Genomic DNA, 16,605 nt, shown 5'->3' with positions numbered 1-16,605 from the left:
GAGCCGGTCTCGCGACCCCAATGAGGGGGCTCACCGGTGCGCGTACGGCGCGCGCGGGAGGGCCAAGGAGGGTGGTACCGCGGGAGCGCGCCGGAGCGGCGCGGCCGGTCCGTATCAGGGCCGCGGCTCTCGTCCCTCCGGACGGAAGGCAGCAAGTCCGCCGGAGGAAGCCCGCTGATGACAACGCCGACGTACCGCCAGGTGCCCGCCCAGGTCGATCTGCCCGCGCTCGAGCACGCGGTGCTCGATTTCTGGCGCGAGCAGAAGATCTTCGCCAAGAGCCTGGAGCAGTCCGAGGGGCGCCCCGAGTGGGTGTTCTACGAGGGGCCGCCCACCGCCAACGGCATGCCCGGCGCCCACCACATCGAAGCCCGCGTCTTCAAGGACGTCTTCCCGCGTTTCCGCACCATGCGCGGCTACCACGTGGCCCGCAAGGCCGGCTGGGACTGCCACGGCCTGCCGGTGGAGCTGGCGGTGGAGAAGGAGCTCGGCTTCAGCGGCAAGCAGGACATCGAGGCGTACGGCATCGCCGAGTTCAACGCCCGGTGCCGCGAGTCCGTGCTGCGCCACACCGACGCGTTCTCCGACCTGACCACGCGCATGGGCTACTGGGTCGACCTGGACGACGCGTACGTCACGATGGAGCCCGAGTACATCGAGTCCGTCTGGTGGTCGCTGAAGGAGATCTTCCAGAAGGACCTGCTGGTCCAGGACCACCGGGTCGCCCCCTGGTGCCCGCGCTGCGGCACGGGCCTGTCGGACCACGAGCTGGCGCAGGGCTACGAGACGGTCGTGGACCCCTCGGTCTACGTCCGTTTCCCGCTGACCTCCGGCCCGCTGGCCGGCGAGGCGGCCCTCCTGGTGTGGACGACGACCCCCTGGACCCTGGTGTCCAACACGGCGGTCGCCGCGCACCCCGGGGTGACCTACGTCGTCGCGACGGACGGCGCGGAGAAGCTCGTCGTCGCCGAGCCGCTGCTCGCCGAGGCGCTCGGCGAGGGCTGGGAGGCGACCGGGCAGACCTTCACCGGCGCGGAGATGGAGCGCTGGACGTACCGGCGGCCCTTCGAGCTGGTGGAGTTCACCGAGCCCGCCCACTACGTGGTGAACGCCGAGTACGTCACCACCGAGGACGGCACCGGTCTGGTCCACCAGTCCCCCGCCTTCGGTGAGGACGACCTCAAGGTCTGCCGCGCCTACGGCCTGCCCGTGGTGAACCCGGTGCGCCCGGACGGCACCTTCGACCAGGACGTGCCGCTGGTCGGCGGCGTCTTCTTCAAGAAGGCCGACGAACGGCTCACCGAGGACCTCGCCGACCGGGGCATGCTGTTCCGGCACATCCCCTACGAGCACAGCTACCCGCACTGCTGGCGCTGCCACACCGCGCTGCTCTACTACGCGCAGCCCTCCTGGTACATCCGCACGACGGCGGTCAAGGACCGTCTGCTGGAGGAGAACGAGAAGACCAACTGGTTCCCGGAGACGGTCAAGCACGGCCGGTACGGGGACTGGCTCAACAACAACATCGACTGGGCGCTGTCCCGCAACCGCTACTGGGGCACCCCGCTGCCGATCTGGCGCTGCGAGGACGACCACCTCACCTGCGTCGGTTCGCGCGCCGAGCTGACGGAGCTGACCGGCACCGACCAGTCGGGGCTCGATCCGCACCGTCCGTTCATCGACGCCGTCACCTTCGCCTGCCGGCACGACGGCTGCGGGAAGACGGCCACCCGCGTGCCGGAGGTCATCGACGCCTGGTACGACTCGGGTTCGATGCCGTTCGCGCAGTACGGCTACCCGTACCGGAACAAGGAGCTGTTCGAGAGCCGTTACCCGGCGCAGTTCATCTCCGAGGCCATCGACCAGACGCGCGGCTGGTTCTACACGCTGATGGCGGTCGGCACGCTCGTGTTCGACAAGTCCTCGTACGAGAACGTCGTGTGCCTGGGCCACATCCTCGCCGAGGACGGCCGCAAGATGTCCAAGCACCTCGGCAACATCCTCCAGCCGATCCCGCTCATGGACCAGCACGGCGCGGACGCGGTGCGCTGGTTCATGGCGGCGGGCGGCTCGCCGTGGGCGGCACGCCGGGTGGGCCACGGCACCATCCAGGAGGTCGTCCGCAAGACCCTGCTGACGTACTGGAACACGGTGGCCTTCCAGGCCCTGTACGCCCGTACGTCGGACTGGGCGCCCAGCGCGGCGGACCCGGCCCCGGCCGACCGCCCGCTGCTGGACCGCTGGCTGCTGTCCGAACTGCACGCGCTCACCGACCAGGTCACCGAGGCCCTGGAGGCGTACGACACCCAGCGCGCCGGAAAGCTGCTGTCGGCGTTCGTCGACGACCTGTCCAACTGGTACGTCCGCCGGTCCCGGCGCCGGTTCTGGCAGGGCGACAAGGCCGCGCTGCGCACGCTGCACGAGGTCGTCGAGACCGTGACCCGGCTCATGGCCCCGCTGACCCCGTTCATCACCGAGCGGGTGTGGCAGGACCTGGTCGTGCCGGTCACCCCGGGTGCCCCGGAGTCGGTGCATCTGGCGTCCTGGCCGGAGGCCGACCTGTCGGCGATCGACCCGGGCCTGTCGAAGCAGATGGTGCTGGTGCGCCGGCTCGTCGAACTGGGCCGGGCCACGCGCGCGGAGTCGGGCGTCAAGACGCGCCAGCCGCTGTCGCGGGCACTGGTCGCGGCGGCCGGCTTCGAGACCCTGCACCCCGAACTGCACACGCAGATCACGGAGGAGCTCAACGTCAGCTCCCTGGCCTCGCTCTCGGAGGTCGGCGGCAGCCTGGTCGACACCACGGCCAAGGCCAACTTCCGCGCGCTGGGCAAGCGGTTCGGGAAGCGGGTCCAGGACGTGGCGAAGGCCGTCGCCGCCGCCGACGCGGCGGCGCTGTCGCTGGCCCTGCGCGAGGGGACGGCGTCGGTCGAGGTCGACGGCGAGACGATCACGCTGGCGCCGGACGAGGTCATCATCACGGAGACGCCGCGTGAGGGCTGGTCCGTCGCCTCCGACTCCGGCGCGACGGTGGCGCTCGACCTGGAGATCACCGAGGAACTGCGGCAGGCGGGTCTGGCCCGTGACGCGATCCGGCTGATCCAGGAGGCCCGCAAGAACAGCGGCCTCGACGTGGCCGACCGCATCGCCCTGCGCTGGACCTCCACCGACCCGGCGGTCGTGGCGGCGCTGGCCGAGCACTCCTCGCTGATCTCCGACGAGGTCCTGGCCACGGACTTCGCCCGGGGCGAGGCGGACGACACCTATGGCTCCGCCTTCACCGACGAGGGGCTGTCGCTCGCCTTCCGGCTGCGCAAGGCGTGAGTCCGCCCCGCCGCCCCTTCCCGTCCCCGGGGGCGCTGCCCCCGGACCCCCGCTCCTCAATCGCCGGAGGGGCTGATTTCAGCCCGTCCGGCGATTGAGGACGAGGCCCGTCCAGGGCCGAAAAGGGGGTCTGGGGGCGACGCGCGCAAAAGGGCGGGGCCCCGGAGAAACTCCGGGGCCCCGCCCTTTGAATGCCGACGACGTCTACCGCTCGGCGGCGGCCGTCAGTTGTCGTCCTCGTCGATCAGGAAGCCGCGCATCGGCGACGGCGCGCCACCCATCGGGCCCGGGCCCTGCGGGCGTACCGGGGCCATCGGCTGGGTCATCGCCGGGGACATCTGCTGCTGGCCGCCGAAGGACGGCGCCACCGGGCCGGGGCCACCGCCCATGCCCGGGTTGCCGTACGACGGGGCGCTCGCGCCGGCCGGGGCCATGGAGGGCGCCGGGGACGGCGGCAGCGAGGGCGCGGACGGCGTGCGCGGCGGGGCGAGGGAGTCGTCCGCCTGGGTCTCCAGCTGACGCAGCTGGGACTCCAGGTACGACTTCAGCCGCGTCCGGTACTCGCGCTCGAAGCCGCGCAGGTCCTCGACCTTGCGCTCCAGCGTGGCGCGGGCGGACTCCAGGGAGCCCATCGCGACGCGGTGCTTCTCCTGCGCGTCCCGCTCCAGGGCGTCGGCCTTGGCACGGGCGTCGCGCTCGAGACCCTCGGCACGGCTGCGCGCCTCACCGACGATCTTGTTGGCCTCGGAACGGGCCTCGGCGATCGCCTGGTCGGCGGTCTGCTGGGCCAGCGAGAGGACCCGTGCGGCGCTGTCGCCACCCGGCCCCTGACCGGGCATACCGGGACCGCCCATGGGGCCGCCCATCGGTCCGCCCATGGGGCCGCCCATGTGCTGCATGGGAGGCTGACCGCCCATGGGACCACCCATGGGGCCGCCCATCGGTCCCTGACCCATCGGACCCTGACCCATCGGACCCTGACCCATCGGACCCTGACCCATCGGTCCCTGACCCATGGGGCCCTGACCCATAGGACCCTGACCCATCGGACCCTGACCCATCGGGCCGTGGCCCTGCGGGCCGCCCTGGCCGCCGGGACCTGCGGGCAACTGCGGGGCGCCGCTGGGCAGCTGGGGCGGGCCTCCCATGGGGCCGCCCATCTGCTGCGGCGGGCCCGATATGCCGGCGGGCACCGGTCCGCCGGGTCCTCGCATGCCCTGCTGGGGCATCCCGCCCTGCTGCTGCATACCACCCTGCTGGGGCATCCCGCCCTGCTGCTGCATACCACCCTGCTGGGGCATGCCACCCTGCTGCTGCATCCCGCCCTGCTGAGGCATGCCACCCTGCTGCTGGTCCTGGTCCGGGCCCTTGCGCATGTTCTGCTGGTTCTGCGCGGCCGCGCGCGTGGCCGCGGCCAGTTTGGCGCGCAGGTCCTCGTTCTCGCGCAGCAGACGGGTCAGTTCGGCTTCGACCTCGTCGAGGAAGGCATCGACCTCGTCCTCGTCATAGCCTTCTCGGAGGCGGACGGTCGTGAACTGCTTGTTCCGCACGTCCTCGGGGGTCAACGGCATCTCTTCACCTCAACGTAGTCGTCGGCATTCGGCAAGACGGTAGGTCACATCGCTCACAGCCGGCTCACGATCGAGATCAGGATGTAGACGATGATCATCAGCACGAAGAAGGACAGGTCGAGCGCCACGCCCCCGAGACGCAACGGCGGGATGAACCGCCGTAGAAGCTTGAGCGGTGGATCAGTGACAGTGTAAGTGGCCTCCAGAACGACCACCATCGCCTTGCCGGGCTGCCAAGAGCGGGCGAACTGGAAGACGTAGTCCATGACCAACCGGAAGATGAGCACGATGAGGAAGCACATCAGCGCGATGTAGACGATCTCCAGGACCACGCCCATGAGCCTTGCTTCCCTCTCCCCTGATGCCTGTGCCTTGCCGGTACTGCGTCTCAGCTCTGGTTGAAGAACCCGCCCTCTGCGATGCGGGCCTTGTCCTCCGCCGTGACATCGACGTTAGCAGGAGACAAGAGGAACACTTTCTGCGTCACCCGCTCGATGCTGCCGTGGAGACCGAACACCAGACCGGCCGCGAAGTCGACGAGACGCTTGGCGTCCGTGTCGTCCATCTCGGTCAAGTTCATGATCACAGGCGTACCTTCACGGAAGTGTTCCCCGATGGTACGGGCTTCGTTGTAGGTCCGCGGGTGGAGCGTGGTGATCCGGTACGGCTCTCGTTCCGACACGACCTTGGGCATGATCACCGGCGCGTTCTTCTCCAGGGGCTGACGTTCTTGTGTGATGGACGCCACGGGTGCGATCCGTGCGGGACGTCCGGATTCCGCGGACAGCGAAGAGGACCGCGCCACGGGCTCCCGGGGCGCGGGCGGCTGCACGATACGTACCTCTTCGTCCCGTTGGGACTGATGTGCGGCGTGTGACGGGAGCGGCTGCTCGTGCCGCCGGTGGTCCCGCTCGGGCTCCGGGTCCAGTTCGGGTTCGAAATCGTCGTCGGGGTCGAATCCCCGGCCGTCGTATCCATCGTCCTCCACGAGGCCGAGGTAGACCGCCATCTTGCGCATCGCGCCGGCCATGCTCTGAGTCCTCCGCTCTGTGGTGGATCGGGCTGACGACTACCAAGTCCGTACGATCCACGGGGCCGTTATGTCCGCCTTTCGGCGACATTGACCATATTTTCTGCTGTGGTCCGACTTCTTGGCGACGTTACCGGAGCCCGGGACGGACTCCGAGTACCGCAGTGCCGACGCGTACATGTGTCGCCCCGGCCGCCACCGCCTCCTCTAGGTCCGCACTCATCCCTGCCGAGACCATGTTCGCAGCCGGACGGTCTCGGCGCAGGTCGGTCGACAAATCCATCAACCGGTCGAACGCCGCCCGTTGACGACCGGCGTACTCCCCGGTGAGCGGGGCGACCGTCATCAGACCGCGGAGCGTCAGCCCCGGCGCCCGGTCGATCTCCTCGGCCAACTCCCCGATCCTTCCGGGTGCCACGCCGCCGCGCTCCCCGCGACCGCTCTCCCCGGCGTCGAGCGCCACCTGGATCAGGCACCCGATCCCGCGTCCGGCCCGCTGCGCCTCGTTCGACAGGGCCGTCACCAGCCGGGCCCGGTCGACGGATTGCACGAAATCGGCATAACCGACCACAGATCGGACCTTGTTGGTCTGCAACTGGCCGACGAAGTGCCAGGTCAGGGGAAGGTCGGCGCACTCGGCCGCTTTGGGGGCCGCGTCCTGGTCGCGGTTCTCGGCGACATGGCGCACCCCGAGACCGGCCAGGATCCGCACATCGCTCGCGGGATAGGTCTTGGTGACCACGACCAGGGTCACTTCCTCGCGTCCGCGGCCCGCGGCGGCACAGGCGGCGGAGATCCGCTCCTCCACCTTCGCCAGGTTCGCCGCGATGTCGCCCTTACGGTCCGCCATGTCCCGTCAGTCCAGCCAGACGTATCCCGCGAGCCGCCCGGTGCTGCGGTCGCGGCGGTACGAGAAGTGATCGTCCGACTCCCGTGTGCACACCGGTGACTGCGCCCGGTCACGCACCCCGAGCGCATCGAGCTGCGCGTGCACTCCGGCGCTCACGTCGACGGCCGGAGTGCCCCAACCGGTCTCGGCGTACGCCGCCGGTACGACCGCGGACACCTCGGCGCGCATCGCCTCCGGCACCTCGTAGCACCGTCCGCAGACCGCGGGGCCGGTGCGGGCGACGATCCGGGAGGGTTCGGCGCCCAGTTCCGCCATCGCGCGCACGGCCGCGGGGACCACTCCGGCGACCATGCCGGGCCTCCCGGCGTGGACGGCGGCCGCGACCCCGGCGACCGGGTCGGCGAGCAGGACCGGTGTGCAGTCCGCGGTGAGCACGGCGAGGGCGAGTCCGCGGCGGGCGGTCACCACCGCGTCGGCCTCGGGCGCGGGGCCCGTGCCCCAGGGTCCGTCCACGACGGCGACCCCGGTGCCGTGCACCTGGTTCATCCAGACCACGGCGGCCGGGTCGAGGCCGAGCGCCCCGGCGGCGGCCTTCCGGTTGGCCCGTACGGCGGCGGGGTCGTCGCCGACGGCTCCGCCGAGGTTGAGCTCACCGTACGGAGCGGCACTCACCCCGCCCCACCGGTCGGTGAAGGCGAAGTGGGCGCCGCTCACGGTCTCGCGCTGTCCCATCACTTCCGTGTCTCTACTTCAGGAAGTCCGGGACGTCGAGTTCCTCGGCGGCGCTGTCCGCGTAGGCCCGCGACGGCGGCACCGGCGGGGCGACGGGGAGGTCGGCGACCGGCTCGGGGGCGACGGGCACCGGCTCCTCCTTCGGCGTGACGCTGCCGAGCGAGCCGAACGACGGGCGGCTCTCCGGCTGCCGTACCGGGGCGGGCTCCTCGCGGCGGGCCGTGGAGGAGGCCGAGCCGAGGACGTTGTCCCGGCGGGCCGGGGGCTGGCCCCCGTCGAAGCCGGCCGCGATCACGGTGACCCGCACCTCGTCGCCGAGGGCGTCGTCGATGACCGCGCCGAAGATGATGTTGGCCTCGGGGTGGGCCGCCTCGCTGACCAGCTGGGCCGCCTCGTTGATCTCGAAGAGACCGAGGTCGGAGCCGCCGGAGATGGAGAGCAGGACGCCCCGGGCGCCGTCGATGGACGCCTCCAGCAGCGGCGAGGAGATCGCCATCTCGGCGGCGGCCACCGCGCGGTCGTCGCCGCGGGCCGAGCCGATGCCCATGAGGGCCGAACCGGCTTCCGACATGACCGACTTGACGTCGGCGAAGTCGAGGTTGATCAGGCCGGGCGTGGTGATGAGGTCGGTGATGCCCTGGACACCGGAGAGCAGCACCTGGTCGGCCGACTTGAAGGCGTCCAGCACCGAGACCTGGCGGTCGGAGATCGACAGCAGCCGGTCGTTCGGGATGACGATGAGGGTGTCGACCTCTTCGCGCAGCTCGGCGATGCCGTCCTCGGCCTGGTTGGCGCGGCGGCGGCCCTCGAAGGTGAACGGACGGGTGACGACACCGATGGTGAGGGCGCCCAGGGTGCGGGCGATGTTGGCCACGACGGGCGCGCCGCCGGTGCCGGTGCCGCCGCCCTCGCCGGCCGTCACGAAGACCATGTCGGCCCCCTTGAGGACCTCCTCGATCTCCTCGCGGTGGTCCTCGGCCGCCTTGCGGCCCACCGCCGGGTTGGCTCCGGCGCCGAGTCCGCGGGTGAGTTCGCGTCCGACGTCCAGCTTGACGTCGGCGTCGCTCATCAACAGCGCCTGCGCGTCGGTGTTGATGGCGATGAACTCGACGCCCTTCAGACCGACCTCGATCATCCGGTTGATGGCATTGACACCACCGCCGCCGACACCGATGACTTTGATGACTGCGAGGTAGTTCTGCGGTGCTGCCACGTCGAAGGCCTCTCGCCTCGAGTTACGTGTCGCCGTCCCACGGCCGGGCCGTGGGGCGGTGACTGATGCCGAATGGGGCGGTCCGAACGCCGACCCGAACCCTAACGTTGAAGTTTAGGGTTACCAGTGTGTCTGTTCCTTGGACTCTTCCGAACAGGACACTAAGTCGACAAGTGGCGGACGTTCAATGAACACGCCGAACCTCCCGTTTTTCTTTTCACCCTATGTGATCAGGCACTGGGGTGCCCAACCAGGGTGCTGGCCTGCGCGGATGTACGTCAACTCCGCGCTGACGCGGGGGCGGTGGGGACGCTCACATCGAAGTGCCGCGACCCGGGCGAGGCTTTCATCAGGGCGGTGAGCGTCCTGGCCTTGGCCGGGCCGTTCCCGGCGCTTCCCCAGGCCACGGTCCGGCCGCCGGTCAGCTCCAGCGAGATGTCGTCGTAGGAACGGACTTTGACGACACGGGTGTCCCGGGCGGCCGCGGCCGGCAGCCGGCCCGCCACGGCGACCGCCTCGCGCACCAGCCGGTCCTGGCCGAAACGGCGCAGGCTCGCACCGGCCGAACCGGGTGAGGACAGGTCCAGATCGAGGGTGGGAACGGCGGCCGGACGCCGGGAAACCGTGGCGAAACGGACACCTTGGCCGTCGACTTCGATGAAACGTCCGCTTTTCTCCAGCACGAGTACCGGAGTTCGTTCGGTGATTTTCAGCCCGATTCCGTGGGGCCAGGAACGAAATACCTCGACCGTGCGGATCCGGGGCAGTTCGCGGCGCAGCCGGGCCCCGATCGCGGCGGTGTCGACGGACAGCAGCGGCGACCCGACCGGCACGGCGGCGGCCCTGCGCACCTCGGCCGGTGTCAGGACACGGGTCCCGGAGACCGCCACGCGGTCCACCCGCAGCCATGGGGAGCCGTACAACAGCCAGACGCAGCCCGCACCGAGCAGAGTGACGGTCACCGCAAGAATGATCATCGTACGGGCCTTGAGGCGCCTCAGCCGGCGCAGCAGGGGCGGACCGGACGGCACCCGTTCACGGTCACCGCGTTCGGCGGCGGTCGTTCCGGCCACGTTCCCTGCCTCTCATCTCGCTGACGCGCGGGGGCTGTCGGCCCGATCATGCACCAGGCCGCCACCGCCCCGGGCCCCGGCACGCGAACCGCCGGCGCCGGACCGTCCGGACCGGCAGGGCCGTACCGTCTCCCCCGCGTCAGCCGCCGGGCAGCTCCGGGGAGCCGCCCGGCGGTTCACACGGGATCCGCCGGGCGGGCTCAGCGGGACGAGGCGATCGCCTCGTACACCATTCCCACGAGCAGGTCGTCGGCGTCCCGGCGGCCGAACTCGGCGGCGGCGCGGGACATCTCCCACAGCCGGTGCGGGTCGGCGAGCACCGGAAGCACGTTCTGCTGGATCCAGCCGGGGTCGAGCTCCGCGTCGTCGACGAGGAGTCCGCCGCCCGCCTTCACCACCGGCTGGGCGTTCAGCCGCTGTTCGCCGTTGCCGATGGGCAGCGGGACGTAGGCGGCCGGGAGACCGACGGCGGAGAGCTCGGCTACGGTCATCGCGCCCGCGCGGCAGAGCATCATGTCGGCCGCGGCGTACGCGAGGTCCATCCGGTCCAGATAGCTCACCGGGATGTAGGGGGGCATCCCCGGCATCTGGTGGACCTGCGGCAGTTCGTTCTTCGGTCCGACCGCGTGCAGGATCTGGATGCCGGCCTGCTGGAGGTACGGCGCGACCCGCTGCACGACCTCGTTGAGCCGCCGGGCGCCCTGCGAGCCGCCGGAGACCAGCAGCGTGGGCAGGTTGGGGTCGAGGCCGAACGCCGCGCGGGCCTCGGGCCGGACGGCGGCGCGGTCCAGGGTGGAGATGGAGCGGCGCAGCGGGATCCCGATGTAGCGGGCGTCGCGCAGCTTGCTGTCGGGGGTGGAGACGGCGACCTTCGCGGCGTAGCGCGAGCCGATCTTGTTGGCGAGGCCGGGCCGGGCGTTGGCCTCGTGGATCACGATGGGCACGCCGAGGCGCTTGGCGGCGAGGTAGCCGGGCAGGGCGACGTAGCCGCCGAAGCCGACCACGGCGTCCGCCTTGGTGCGCTCCAGGATCTGCTCGGCCGCCTTGATGGTGCCGCGCAGCCGGCCCGGGACGGTGATCAGTTCCGGGGTCGGTCTGCGGGGCAGCGGCACGGCCGGGATGAGCGCGAGCTCATAGCCGCGTTCGGGGACGAGCCGGGTCTCCAGACCGCGTTCCGTGCCCAGGGCCGTGATCCCCACGGTGGGGTCCTGCCTGCGCAGGGCGTCCGCGAGGGCGAGCGCCGGCTCGATGTGGCCGGCGGTCCCCCCACCGGCGAGTACGACATGCACCGAAATTCACCGCTCTCCGGACGGCCGCGCCGCTGGCGCTCGCCGTCGCATCGTGTTCCATCTCCGAGGCCCCCGATCCGGCACGGCGCCTCCGCCACGCTTTCTACCAAAGCGGGGTTGCCGCATCGCAAGCGCCGCCCGCGCAGCGGGCTCGTCGCGTGCGAAGGCGATCAGCAGCCCGATGGCGAACATGGTCGGCAGCAGGGCGGAACCTCCGTAGGAGAACAGCGGGAGGGGGACTCCGGCGATCGGCAGCAGACCGAGCACTGCACCGATGTTGATCACGGCCTGAGCCGTGATCCAGGTGGTCACGCCTCCCGCGGCATACCTGACGAAGGGGTCCTCCGTGCGTCCGGCCACGCGGATACCCGCATAGCCTAGAGCCGCGAAGAGGGCGAGGACGGACAGCGTGCCCGCCAGACCCAGTTCTTCTCCGGTCACGGCGAAGATGAAGTCGGTGTGCGCCTCGGGGAGTTGCCCCCATTTCTCCACACTTGCCCCGAGTCCGGATCCGAACAGTCCGCCGGAGGCCAGGGCGTAGATCCCGTGCACCGCCTGCCAGCAGTCGGCGGTGCCGGAGCGCGGCGCGGTGGCGCCGATGCAGGCGAGGCGGGCCATGCGGTTGGGGCTGGTCCAGATGAGGAGCGTCCCGAGGGCCACGGCGACCGAGAGCACGCCGACGAACAGCCGGGTCGGCGCGCCCGCCAGCCACAGCAGTCCGAAGAGGATCGCGGTGAGGATGATCGCGGTGCCCATGTCGCCGCCGAGCATGATCAGTCCGAGCAGCATGAAAGAGGCCGGGACCAGTGGGACCAGCATGTGCTTCCACTGGGCCAGCAGTTTCCTGTCGGCCTTGCGGGCGAGCAGATCGGCGCCCCACAGGACCAGGGCGAGTTTGCCGAACTCGCTGGGCTGGATCTGGAAGGAGCCGCCGAGGGAGATCCAGTTCTGGTTGCCGTTGACCGTCTTGCCTATCCCCGGGATCTGCACCAGGACCATGAAGAAGACGGCGCCCGCGAGGATCGGGTAGGCCAGCGCGCGGTGCAGCCTGACCGGCATCCGGGAGGCCACCAGCAGCAGGACGGCGCCGATGGCGGCGGCGAGGAACTGCTTGCGGAAGAAGAACGAGCCCGGCAGGGACATCTGCAGCGCGGTGATCTGGGAGGCCGAGTAGACCATCACCAGGCCCAGCACCGTGATCAGCTGGCTGCCGCCGAGGATCAGGTAGTACGCGGTGAGCGGCCGGTCCCAGGCTTTGCGCGCACGGGTCCAGAGGCGCCCCACGGGGTTGTCGCGCGGGGGGCGGGGGGCGCGCGGGGCGGCGGGCGGCCGTACGGCCCGCTGGGCCGGGGGCCGCCCGGTACGGCTGCCGGGGCTACCGGACATCCGCGGCTCCGCGGTACGGCATCGGCGTCGGTCCCACGCGTCCCTCCCGGAGTCTCCCGGCGAACCGGGTCTCAATGGCGGTGCCCGACGGCCTCCCGCGGCGTCACGGGGCCCGGCGCGCAGGCCCGCGGCGACGCCGCAGCACCCCTGTGGCCGGGCCACACGAGCGCTCCGGTGCCTCGCGGCCGGACACACCGGGCGCCGCACCGTACTCCACGGGTGGCCATCAGGCACCCCCGGCGCCGAGTTCGCGAACCGCCGCCGCGAACGCGTCACCGCGCTTGTTGTAGTTGGTGAACATGTCCATGGAGGCGCAGGCCGGGGCCAGCAGTACCGTGTCGCCGGGGCGGGCGAGCCGCCGGGCCTCCTGGACGGCCTGGAGCATCGCCCCAGTGTCGGTCCGTCCGAGGTCGACGACCGGCACTTCCGGGGCGTGTCGCGCGAGTGCCTCGCGGATCAGGGCCCGGTCGGCGCCCATCAGCACGGCACCGCGCAGCCGCTTCGCCGACCTGGCGACGAGTTCGTCGAAGGTCGCGCCCTTGGCGAGGCCGCCCGCGATCCACACGATGGACTCGTAGGCCGCCAACGAGGCTTCCGCCGCGTGGGTGTTGGTGGCCTTGGAGTCGTCGATGTACGTGACGCCGTCCAGGTCCGCGACATGGGCGATGCGGTGGGCGTCGGGGGTGAAGGAGCGCAGCCCGTCCCGTACGGCCCTGGCGGGCACCCCGAAGGCGCGGGCCAGGGCCGCCGCGGCAAGGGCGTTGGCGATGTTGTGCGGGGCCGGCGGGCGCACGTCGGAGACCTCGGCGAGCTCCTGGGCGTTCTTCTGCCGGTCCGCCACGAAGGCACGGTCGACCAGGATGCCGTCCACGACGCCGAGTTGGGAGGGTCCCGGGGTGCCGAGGGTGAAACCGACCGCCCGGCAGCCCTCCTCGACGTCCGCCGCGCGCACCAGGTCCTCGGTGGCCTTGTCGGCCGTGTTGTAGACGCAGGCGACGCGGTTGCCCTCGTAGACACGGCCCTTGTCGGCGGCGTACGCCTCCATGGAGCCGTGCCAGTCGAGATGGTCCGGGGCCAGGTTGAGGACGGCGGCGGAGTGGGCGCGCAGCGAGGGCGCCCAGTGGAGCTGATAGCTGGACAGCTCCACGGCGAGGACGTCGTACTTCTCCTCGCCGAGCACCGCGTCGAGCAGCGAGACGCCGATGTTGCCGACGGCCGCCGTGCGCAGGCCCGCGGCCTCCAGAATGGCCGCGAGCATCTGCACGGTGGTGGTCTTGCCGTTGGTGCCGGTGACGGCCAGCCAGGGGGCGGCGTCCGGACCGCGCAGCCGCCAGGCGAGTTCGACGTCGCCCCAGACCGGGACGCCGGCCTCGGCGGCGGCCGCGAACAGGGGCTTGCCGGGCCGCCAGCCGGGGGCGGTGACGATGAGGTCGGTGCCTTCGGGGAGGGTGTCGCCGTCGCCGAGGCGGACGGTGACGCCGAGCGCCTCCAGCGGGGCGGCCTGGGCGCGGGCGCGTTCGTCGTCGCCGTCGTTGACGACGGTGACGCGGGCGCCGAGCCCGTGCAGCACCCTGGCCGCCGGGACGCCGGAGACGCCGAGCCCGGCGACGGTGATGTGCCTGCCCTGGAATGCGCTGTGCCCCGAAGGCTCCGACGCGGTCATTTCTCCGCTGCCCATCCTGCGTAGAAGAGGCCCAGTCCGACGATGACACAGATGCCCTGGATGATCCAGAAACGGACCACCACGAGCACTTCGGACCAGCCCTTGAGTTCGAAGTGGTGCTGGAGCGGCGCCATCCGGAAGACGCGCCTGCCGGTGAGCCGGAAGGAGCCGACCTGGATGACGACCGACATGGTGATGAGGACGAACAGACCGCCGAGGAGCGCGACGAGCAGTTCGGTGCGGGAGCAGATCGCGAGGCCGGCGAGGACACCGCCGAGTGCCAGCGAGCCGGTGTCACCCATGAAGATCTTGGCGGGCGAGGTGTTCCACCACAGGAAGCCGAGGCAGGCGCCCATCAGGGCGGAGGCGACCACCGCCAGGTCGAGCGGATCGCGCACCTCGTAGCAGGCGTTGGGGTTGGTCAGGGTCTGCGCGTTGGCGCAGGACTCCTGGAACTGCCATACGCCGATGAACGTGTAGGCGCCGAAGACCAGGACGGAGGCGCCGGTGGCGAGGCCGTCGAGACCGTCGGTGAGGTTCACGCCGTTGGACATCGCGAGGATCATGAACAGCGCCCAGAGGACGAACAGCACCGGGCCGATCGTCCAGCCGAAGTCCGTGATGAACGACAGCTTGGTGGAGGCCGGGGTGTTGCCGCGGGAGTCGGAGAACTGCAGCGACAGGACCGCGAAGGCGATGCCGACGATGAGCTGTCCGGCCATCTTCGCCTTGGCGCGCAGGCCCAGCGAACGCCGTTTGACGATCTTGATGTAGTCGTCCAGGAAGCCGACCAGGCCCATGCCCGCCATCAGGCCGAGCACCAGGATGCCCGAGAAGGTGGGCGGAAAGCCGGTGATGACCTTGGACAGGAAGTACGCGGCGATCGTCGCGAAGATGAAGGCGATACCGCCCATCGTCGGCGTACCGCGCTTGCTGTGGTGCTCGCGGGGGCCGTCGTCGCGGATGTACTGGCCGTAGCCCTTGCGGGCCAGCAGCTTGATCAGCAGCGGTGTGCCGACCAGGCTGAGGAACAGTCCAATGACTCCCGCGAACAGGATCTGCTTCATCATCGGGCAGCAACCTCACCCTCGGCACCGGCCTCGAGCAGCGCCTGGGCAACGCTCTCGAGCCCCACCGAACGGGACGCCTTCACGAGGACGACGTCCCCCGGGCGCAACTGGCTGCGCAACAGGTCGACCGCCGCCTGTGCGTCGGACACGTGCACCGACTCCTCACCCCACGAACCCTCGTTATATGCGCCCAGTTGCAGCCAGGCGGCTTCCCTGCCCCCGACCGCGACGAGCTTGCTGACGTTGAGCCGGACGGCGAGCCGTCCGACCGCGTCGTGCTCGGCGAGCGCCTCGTCCCCGAGCTCGGCCATCTTGCCGAGCACCGCCCAGGTGCGCCGTTCCCCGCCCATGGCCACGAGCGCGCGCAGGGCGGCCCGCATGGACTCCGGGTTGGCGTTGTAGGCGTCGTTGACGATGGTCACGCCGTCAGGGCGCTCGGTGACCTCCATCCGCCAGCGGGAGAGGGATTCCGCCTCGGAGAGCGCCACGGCGATCTCGTCTGCGGACATGCCCAGCTCATGGGCGACGGCGGCCGCGGCGAGCGCGTTCGACACGTGATGCTCACCGTACAGGCGCATGGTCACATCGCTGCACCCGGAGGGTGTGCGAAGCCTGAATACGGGCTGTCCGCTGTCCGTGAGTCGTACGTTCTCGGCACGAACGTCCGCTTCGCCGGACTCTCCGAAAAGGAGCACCTTCGCCTGGGTACGGGAGGCCATGGCCCGGACCAACGGGTCGTCGGCGTTGAGGATCGCGGTACCGTCCGCGGGCAGGGACTCGACGAGTTCGCCCTTCGCCTGCGCGATCTGCTCCCGGCCGCCGAACTCGCCGATGTGGGCGGTGCCGACGTTGAGCACCAGGCCGACCTTCGGGGGCGTCAGGCCGGCCAGGTAGCGGATGTGGCCGATGCCGCGGGCGCCCATCTCCAGGACGAGGAACCTGGTCTCCTCGGTGGCGCTGAGCGCGGTGAGCGGCAGTCCGATCTCGTTGTTCAGCGAGCCGGGTGTGAACACCGTCGGCGCCTTGCGGCGGAGCACCTGGGCGATGAGGTCCTTGGTGCTGGTCTTGCCCGCGGAGCCGGTGAGCGCCACGAGGGTGGCGCCGAGCCGTGCCACCACGTGGCGGGCGAGGGCACCCAGCGCCCTCTGCACGTCGTCCACCACGATCGCGGGCACGCCGACGGGGCGGGCGGCCAGCACGGCCACCGCGCCCGCCCGCACCACCTGGGCGGCGTAGTCGTGGCCGTCCGCGTGCTCACCGGCGAAGGCGGCGAAGAGGCTGCCGGGCACCACCTCGCGGGAGTCCCGGACGACCGGTCCGGTGATCTGCGCGGACGGATCCGGTATGTCGTAGGTCTGCCCGCCGACTGCGGCTGCGATCTCGGCGAGGGAGAGGGCGATCACAAGT

13 protein-coding genes are annotated in these 16,605 nt (G+C 70.9%); 1 reads left to right on the top strand and 12 read right to left on the bottom strand.

Annotated elements, in window-relative coordinates; all coding sequences use genetic code 11:
* Positions 1-177: 177 nt before the first annotated feature.
* On the top strand, positions 178-3,321 hold the full coding sequence (gene ileS, locus ABZ862_RS09275) for an isoleucine--tRNA ligase (RefSeq protein ID WP_360954832.1): 3,144 nt from the start codon (positions 178-180) through the stop codon (positions 3,319-3,321).
* Positions 3,322-3,545: 224 nt separating this feature from the next.
* Here the strand turns inward: ileS and ABZ862_RS09270 are convergent, their stop codons facing one another.
* From ABZ862_RS09270 to murF, 12 genes are all read right to left on the bottom strand, one after another.
* On the bottom strand, positions 3,546-4,892 hold the full coding sequence (locus ABZ862_RS09270) for a DivIVA domain-containing protein (protein ID WP_360954829.1): 1,347 nt from the start codon (positions 4,890-4,892) through the stop codon (positions 3,546-3,548).
* Positions 4,893-4,945: 53 nt separating this feature from the next.
* On the bottom strand, positions 4,946-5,230 hold the full coding sequence (locus ABZ862_RS09265; protein ID WP_360954826.1) for a YggT family protein: 285 nt from the start codon (positions 5,228-5,230) through the stop codon (positions 4,946-4,948).
* A 50-nt stretch (positions 5,231-5,280) separates the two neighbouring features.
* Positions 5,281-5,922, bottom strand: coding sequence for a cell division protein SepF (gene sepF / locus ABZ862_RS09260; RefSeq protein ID WP_360954823.1), 642 nt, complete (start codon positions 5,920-5,922; stop codon positions 5,281-5,283).
* A gap of 130 nt (positions 5,923-6,052) precedes the next feature.
* On the bottom strand, positions 6,053-6,772 hold the full coding sequence (locus ABZ862_RS09255) for a YggS family pyridoxal phosphate-dependent enzyme (protein WP_360954820.1): 720 nt from the start codon (positions 6,770-6,772) through the stop codon (positions 6,053-6,055).
* Between the two features lie 6 nt (positions 6,773-6,778).
* Positions 6,779-7,507, bottom strand: a complete 729-nt coding sequence (gene pgeF, locus ABZ862_RS09250; protein ID WP_360954817.1) for a peptidoglycan editing factor PgeF — start codon at positions 7,505-7,507, stop codon at positions 6,779-6,781.
* A gap of 10 nt (positions 7,508-7,517) precedes the next feature.
* Complete coding sequence (gene ftsZ, locus ABZ862_RS09245) at positions 7,518-8,717, bottom strand: cell division protein FtsZ (protein ID WP_360954814.1); 1,200 nt, start codon at positions 8,715-8,717, stop codon at positions 7,518-7,520.
* Between the two features lie 278 nt (positions 8,718-8,995).
* Positions 8,996-9,790, bottom strand: a complete 795-nt coding sequence (locus ABZ862_RS09240) for an FtsQ-type POTRA domain-containing protein (RefSeq protein ID WP_360954811.1) — start codon at positions 9,788-9,790, stop codon at positions 8,996-8,998.
* A gap of 200 nt (positions 9,791-9,990) precedes the next feature.
* Entirely contained in the window at positions 9,991-11,079 is a 1,089-nt protein-coding gene (gene murG, locus ABZ862_RS09235; protein ID WP_360954808.1) for an undecaprenyldiphospho-muramoylpentapeptide beta-N-acetylglucosaminyltransferase, read from the bottom strand.
* Between the two features lie 6 nt (positions 11,080-11,085).
* Positions 11,086-12,465 (bottom strand): putative lipid II flippase FtsW, encoded by a 1,380-nt coding sequence (gene ftsW, locus ABZ862_RS09230; protein ID WP_360954805.1) that lies wholly within the window; start codon positions 12,463-12,465, stop codon positions 11,086-11,088.
* 226 nt (positions 12,466-12,691) lie between these two features.
* The gene (gene murD, locus ABZ862_RS09225; protein WP_360955499.1) at positions 12,692-14,128 is read right to left on the bottom strand and encodes a UDP-N-acetylmuramoyl-L-alanine--D-glutamate ligase; all 1,437 of its coding nucleotides are present in this window, start codon (positions 14,126-14,128) and stop codon (positions 12,692-12,694) included.
* Positions 14,125-15,198, bottom strand: coding sequence for a phospho-N-acetylmuramoyl-pentapeptide-transferase (gene mraY / locus ABZ862_RS09220; protein ID WP_360954803.1), 1,074 nt, complete (start codon positions 15,196-15,198; stop codon positions 14,125-14,127). Before mraY ends, murD begins: the two co-directional genes overlap by 4 nt.
* On the bottom strand, positions 15,195-16,601 hold the full coding sequence (gene murF / locus ABZ862_RS09215; RefSeq protein WP_360954800.1) for a UDP-N-acetylmuramoyl-tripeptide--D-alanyl-D-alanine ligase: 1,407 nt from the start codon (positions 16,599-16,601) through the stop codon (positions 15,195-15,197). Before murF ends, mraY begins: the two co-directional genes overlap by 4 nt.
* Between the last annotated feature and the right edge of the window lie 4 nt (positions 16,602-16,605).

Source organism: Streptomyces sp. NPDC047000 (assembly GCF_040644295.1).
Lineage (GTDB): Bacteria > Actinomycetota > Actinomycetes > Streptomycetales > Streptomycetaceae > Streptomyces.
Note: the sequence above shows the minus strand (reverse complement) of the source record. Positions and strands in the feature narration are given on the sequence as shown.

Excerpts from the sequence above, each read along its gene's own strand:
- ftsW (WP_360954805.1), bottom strand. The coding sequence starts at position 12,465 with ATGTCCGGTAGCCCCGGCAGCCGTACCGGGCGGCCCCCGGCCCAGCGG.
- ABZ862_RS09265 (WP_360954826.1), bottom strand. The coding sequence starts at position 5,230 with ATGGGCGTGGTCCTGGAGATCGTCTACATCGCGCTGATGTGCTTCCTC.
- mraY (WP_360954803.1), bottom strand. The coding sequence starts at position 15,198 with ATGATGAAGCAGATCCTGTTCGCGGGAGTCATTGGACTGTTCCTCAGC.
- murD (WP_360955499.1), bottom strand. The coding sequence starts at position 14,128 with ATGACCGCGTCGGAGCCTTCGGGGCACAGCGCATTCCAGGGCAGGCAC.
- ileS (WP_360954832.1), top strand. The coding sequence starts at position 178 with ATGACAACGCCGACGTACCGCCAGGTGCCCGCCCAGGTCGATCTGCCC.
- ABZ862_RS09270 (WP_360954829.1), bottom strand. The coding sequence starts at position 4,892 with ATGCCGTTGACCCCCGAGGACGTGCGGAACAAGCAGTTCACGACCGTC.
- sepF (WP_360954823.1), bottom strand. The coding sequence starts at position 5,922 with ATGGCCGGCGCGATGCGCAAGATGGCGGTCTACCTCGGCCTCGTGGAG.
- ABZ862_RS09255 (WP_360954820.1), bottom strand. The coding sequence starts at position 6,772 with ATGGCGGACCGTAAGGGCGACATCGCGGCGAACCTGGCGAAGGTGGAG.